This is a genomic window from Oleiphilus sp. HI0123 (genome assembly GCF_001635315.1).
Map to the genome: position 1 here is coordinate 1 of NZ_LWGE01001221.1, position 2,984 is coordinate 2,984.

Sequence of the window (2,984 nt, forward strand, 5' to 3'; positions counted from 1 at the left end):
AAATCTTTGATGTTGAAACGGCTGTTGATGCAGGATTTTTGGATAAGCTTGTCGATGCAGATCAGCTAATGACTGAAGCTAAAGCGTTGGCTGAAGAGTATAAAAAGCTGAATATGAAGGCTCATCACGGTACTAAGCTAAAATCACGCAAAGCCTTACTGGAAGCAATGGATGCTGCGATTGAAGTCGATCGTACGACGACTTTCTAAACCTTCCTTGTTACATAGAGGGCTTCGAGCCCTCTACCGAATGACCTTCACAACTTGAGACTCAACATGCATATTCATATTTTAGGTATTTGTGGCACCTTTATGGGAAGCTTGGCGGTGCTGGCCAAAGAGATGGGTATTAAAGTGACTGGCTGTGATCAGGGTGTTTATCCACCAATGAGTACGCAGTTGGAGTCTCAAGGCATTGAGCTAATTTCCGGCTTTTCGGTAGATCAGTTAGAACTTGGTGCAGATCTTTATGTTATCGGTAATGCTATCAGTCGTGGCAACCCCTTGCTGGAAGCTATTCTCAATCAAGGTTTGAAGTATACTTCCGGGCCAGGCTTCTTGGCAGATCATATCTTGCCAGGAAAGTGGGTGATGGGTGTTGCCGGTACGCATGGCAAAACCACCACCAGCAGTATGCTTGCCTGGATTTTGGAATATACGGGTATGTCGCCTGGCTTCCTGATTGGAGGCGTGCCTGAAAACTTTCCTTGTTCGGCCCGCTTGGGTGAAACGCCGTTCTTTGTCATTGAAGCCGATGAGTACGATAGCGCCTTCTTTGATAAGCGTTCGAAATTTGTCCATTATCGCCCTCGCACTTTTATTGTTAATAACCTTGAGTTCGATCATGCAGACATCTTCGCTGATCTTGCTGCAATCCAGACTCAATTTCACCATGTTATTCGAACCATTCCAGAAAATGGGCGAGTAATTTATCCAGAGAATGTGACGGCCATTGATCAGGTAATCGAAAAAGGTTGCTGGTCTGAGCAGGAAGTATTTTCTGATGATCAAAGTACAACAGATAAAGCTATCTGGAAAAAGCTAAGTGAGTCAGGCAGTTCATTTCAACTGATCTTGGCAAATGAAACCGTACAAGTCGATTGGAACATGACTGGCGACCATAATGTTCAAAACGGTGTTGCAGCAATGCTGGCTGCTCGCCATGTTGGCGTAAGTCTAAAACATGGTGCCGAGGCCTTATCCTGTTTTGGTGGTGTGAAGCGACGCATGCAGTTGTTGGCTTCGGTTAATGATGTACATGTTTATGATGACTTCGCCCATCACCCGACGGCTATCCAAACCACCTTGGCTGGCTTGCGTAATAAGGTTGGTCAGGATAAGATGATTATTGCGCTAATCGAACCTCGTTCAAATACCATGAAGATGGGTGTTCATGCTCAGACGCTATTAGCCAGTGCTGAAGAGGCCAATCATGTGGTTTGGGCAGACTTGTCGGATATGACTTGGTTGGATGACTTGATTGCTCAAACGGCAAGCAAGCAAAGCACTAAGCATGAGCTTGGCAATACCCTTAATGACTTAATCAATAAGGTAAAGTCTAAGCTCTCGGGTGAAAGTCATATTGTGATCATGAGCAATGGCGGCTTCGCAGGTATTCATGGCAAGTTAGTGGAAGCGCTAGAGGAACAGGTGAATGACTAAGGTGGTCGAACCGGTATCAATAGCGATTACTGGTGCATCGGGCGCGCAGTATGCTCTGCGCTTGATTGAATGTTTACTAAAGCAGAGCGTGCCGGTTTACCTGATGGTGAGCAAGGCAGCGCATATTGTAATCGCCACAGAAACCGAATATAAGTTGCCCGCACAAGCAGCACAAATGGAATCCTTCCTCAGTGACCATTTTTCTGCCGAGCCCGGAATGATTCGTGTTTTTGGCAAAGAGGATTGGATGTCTCCTTTAGCATCTGGCTCCGGTGCACCGAGTCGAATGGTGGTTTGCCCATGTAGTACAGGGTCCTTATCAGCCATCGCAACGGGAGCAAGTAATAACCTGATCGAACGTGCCGCTGACGTGGCTTTGAAAGAGCGTCGTCAGTTGATACTAGTTCCCAGAGAAGCACCTTACTCAGAAATTCACCTAGAGAATATGCTCAAGCTCACGCGTATGGGGGCAGTTATCCTCCCGGCAAGCCCAGGTTTTTACCATCAACCAAAGTCTATCGAAGATATGGTCGACTTTGTTGTAGCACGTATCTTATCTCAATTGGGCTTGGAACAGTCTTTGATGCCGAAATGGGGTGAGTAAGTTTTCAACGGGGTCAGACTCGATTGAAACTCTTCGTAGTTAGAACATTCCACGGCTCGCTGGCGGTTTAGCACGGGGAAAGTTTTTTCGAGGGGGAATCTGCTTAAGCTTTGATATGCTTAATATCGTCTCCAGTCAGCTCAAAAGCCTGTCCAAAGCCTTTCACATAAGTACCTGAAACCGCAGTTAGTCTGAATAGATGAAAGTCGGGTAGAGAGCGAAGCAGCTTCACTGTATTTCCATGACGTTTTTCAAAGCCATCAAGAATATTGTTCCATTCAGGGTCTTCTTGCTTGAGTTCTTCTGCTTTGCACTTAAGGTTTAGTCGCTTGCGGGCAAAAACGTTTTTGCTCTTGTCTTCATCTTCAATGATCAAAATAGAGAGACTGGGGTGAGCAAGTAAATTGTGCGTGTGTGTCGCAAGCTGACTGATAAAAATGTAGTAAGCTGAGCCCGTTTTCAGAAAGGGGGTATAGCTGATGCACGGCTCTTTATCTTTTCCAAGTGTTGCTAATTGGAGTGTCTGAATTTGCTCGTTGAGTTCAGCGATTTCAGTTTGAATTTGCTCTGTACTGATTTCAGGGTTCTTTGCCATGGTGTTTACTTTTCTAGCTGTTTTATCGCGCCTTGCATCATTGCTGAGTTAAGCACTTGTGTGCCCCGCTTAGAACGATTTGCCTCAAGAATCAGTGCAGCGGCAACATCGTGAGCTTGAATCG

General features: G+C 45.8%; 3 protein-coding genes and 1 pseudogene. 3 read left to right on the forward strand and 1 reads right to left on the reverse strand.

Annotated elements, in window-relative coordinates; translation table 11 throughout:
- The 3 genes and pseudogenes from A3761_RS27735 to A3761_RS13945 form a co-directional block, all read left to right on the forward strand.
- Window positions 1-209, forward strand: a pseudogene (locus A3761_RS27735) (enoyl-CoA hydratase); the annotation flags it as partial.
- Between the two features lie 66 nt (window positions 210-275).
- Entirely contained in the window at window positions 276-1,661 is a 1,386-nt protein-coding gene (gene mpl, locus A3761_RS13940; RefSeq protein WP_068510564.1) for a UDP-N-acetylmuramate:L-alanyl-gamma-D-glutamyl-meso-diaminopimelate ligase, read from the forward strand.
- Complete coding sequence (locus A3761_RS13945; RefSeq protein ID WP_068510562.1) at window positions 1,654-2,265, forward strand: flavin prenyltransferase UbiX; 612 nt, start codon at window positions 1,654-1,656, stop codon at window positions 2,263-2,265. The genes mpl and A3761_RS13945 overlap by 8 nt, the downstream gene beginning before the upstream one ends.
- 103 nt (window positions 2,266-2,368) lie before the next feature.
- On the opposite strand, the gene A3761_RS13950 is transcribed toward A3761_RS13945, so the two are convergent.
- The gene (locus A3761_RS13950) at window positions 2,369-2,860 is read right to left on the reverse strand and encodes a HugZ family protein (RefSeq protein ID WP_068510560.1); all 492 of its coding nucleotides are present in this window, start codon (window positions 2,858-2,860) and stop codon (window positions 2,369-2,371) included.
- Window positions 2,861-2,984 lie beyond the last annotated feature (124 nt).